At 65.0% G+C, this 1,734-nt stretch carries 3 protein-coding genes; 1 reads left to right on the top strand and 2 read right to left on the bottom strand.

Annotated features, from left to right (window positions below; all coding sequences use genetic code 11):
- Positions 1–82: 82 nt before the first annotated feature.
- Positions 83–466 (bottom strand): helix-turn-helix domain-containing protein, encoded by a 384-nt coding sequence (locus tag ABDZ66_RS12350; protein ID WP_343759340.1) that lies wholly within the window; start codon positions 464–466, stop codon positions 83–85.
- On the opposite strand from ABDZ66_RS12350, the gene deoC reads away from it, so the two are divergent.
- Positions 465–1,106 carry a deoxyribose-phosphate aldolase gene (gene deoC, locus ABDZ66_RS12355; protein ID WP_343759343.1) on the top strand — a complete coding sequence of 214 codons (642 nt, stop codon included), beginning with the start codon at positions 465–467 and terminating at the stop codon, positions 1,104–1,106. The two genes, ABDZ66_RS12350 and deoC, sit on opposite strands and share 2 nt — an antisense overlap.
- On the opposite strand, the gene ABDZ66_RS12360 is transcribed toward deoC, so the two are convergent.
- Positions 1,031–1,465, bottom strand: a complete 435-nt coding sequence (locus ABDZ66_RS12360; protein WP_343759346.1) for an NUDIX hydrolase — start codon at positions 1,463–1,465, stop codon at positions 1,031–1,033. The two genes, deoC and ABDZ66_RS12360, sit on opposite strands and share 76 nt — an antisense overlap.
- Positions 1,466–1,734: the final 269 nt, after the last annotated feature.

Here is a 1,734-nt window from a genome sequence, read left to right on the forward strand (position 1 = left end):
GACAGGCGGGGTTCTGACAGACGAAACTCTCGAGTGGGAGCTCTTTTGACACGTCCGGGGATAGGCCCCGGACGCTCCCATTTCAGTGGTGTCGGGCATAGTTCCAGCCAACTACCTCGTGGTGATACCACACGTCAAAGTGACGTCCGATCAGATCAGTGACCCGACGTGTCGTCCACGTCGGATCAGGGAACCCGTGGTGCACCGCACCCTCCCGCAGGAAGGTGCGCAATTGTTCGTGTTGTGCCGCTGTGAGCCGCGAGGTTGCGCCACTGGCAATGGTGGCCTTCAGGCCACCATTGCGGCGTAGTCGTGCTTTCCAGGTGTAGATCGTATGGACGGAGACACCGAAGTGATTCGCAATCTCCTGGTTCCGATGGGTTCCGCGTTCAATCCATGCGAGAGCGGCGAGGCGGCGCTCCTCGAGTTGAGCGCGGGAGTAGTGGGTCGGTTGCCAACCAGGCATGTGGCAAGTCTATCAACTCAGATCTTCGCCGCGATCAATAGGCTGGGGGGGGTCTTCTGGGGGGCGTGAAGCTGTCTTCGTCCACCCCCATCCCCTCCTGAAGCCCACCGCCACCCGCGCGGACATCGTGAACTTGTGCGCCGAGGCGCGTGACCACTCGTTCTTCGCGGCGTGCCTGAATCCGGTGTTCCTTGGGCTGGCGAAGGCGGAGTTGGCGGGGTCGGACGTGAAGGTGGCGCCCGTGTGTGGGTTCCCGCTGGGTGCGGTGAGCAGCGAGCAGAAGGCGGTGGAGGCCCGCCTGAGCGTGGAGGCGGGTGCGGACGAGGTGGACATGGTGATTCACATCGGCGCGGCGCTCGCGAACGAGTGGGACGCGGTGGAGGCGGATGTGCGCGGGGTGCGTCGTGCGATTCCGGACACGGTGTTGAAGGTGCCCACCCTGACGTGCTTCCTGAGTGATGAGCAGAAGCGGGAGGCGACGGCGGCGGTGGTGCGGGCCGGGGCGGAGTTCGTGAAGTCAGGTGCGGGCTTCGGCATGGGCGGCGCTGGCGCAGGTTCGCGCTGTTACCCTTCGCGGTTGACGATGTGGCGGATTTCGCCGGGTGGGACGTCCAGCAGGTCGCGGATGACCAGCGGGTAGACCGGGGTGGATTCGGTGTCGTTCATCGGGAGCCAGTGGCAGGTCACGCCGGGGTTGTCCTGCACGGTGAACGGGTTGTCCGGCAGTTCCGCTGGGGCGGGTGTGTGGTAGTAGAAGCCGATCTCGTGCTGGCGGTGGTTGGCGGGGCCGAAGAAGCTCTCGACCACGCCGACCAGTCGCAGTGGGCCGGGGGGCAGGCCTGTTTCTTCCGTCCATTCGCGGGCGGCGGCGGTGGCGGAGTCCTCGTCGGTGGTGACGGCCCCGCCGGGCAGGTAGTGAAAGCCGATGCCGGGCTCGGTGTTCGTGAGGAGGCGGTCGCCGCGCGTGCAGAGGACAGCGACCCGCACGCTGAATTTCACGTCGCCCAGGGGGAGGCGGATGTCAAACGGTCTCCGATTGGATGGTTGCATAACCATTCAATCCGAGCGAAGCGACTCGCAGAGCTGCCCTGCAGAGTAGGAGGGAGACGGATTCCGGGCGTGGAGTTGGCAACCCGGTGTCCCTTCCGGGGTGTTGACCAAGAGTTTCCACGGGCGAGAGAACAGCGACCAGCACGAAGGCCCAGGAGGCAGGGGCTTGAAATTCCCCGGTCTCATGGGCCTTGATGCGAAGTGACTATGCCTCGCAC

This window comes from Deinococcus depolymerans, assembly GCF_039522025.1.
Classification (GTDB): Bacteria; Deinococcota; Deinococci; order Deinococcales; family Deinococcaceae; genus Deinococcus; species Deinococcus depolymerans.

Coding starts and splice junctions, on each gene's coding strand:
- ABDZ66_RS12350 (WP_343759340.1), bottom strand. CDS start 466: ATGCCTGGTTGGCAACCGACCCACTACTCCCGCGCTCAACTCGAGGAG.
- deoC (WP_343759343.1), top strand. CDS start 465: ATGTGGCAAGTCTATCAACTCAGATCTTCGCCGCGATCAATAGGCTGG.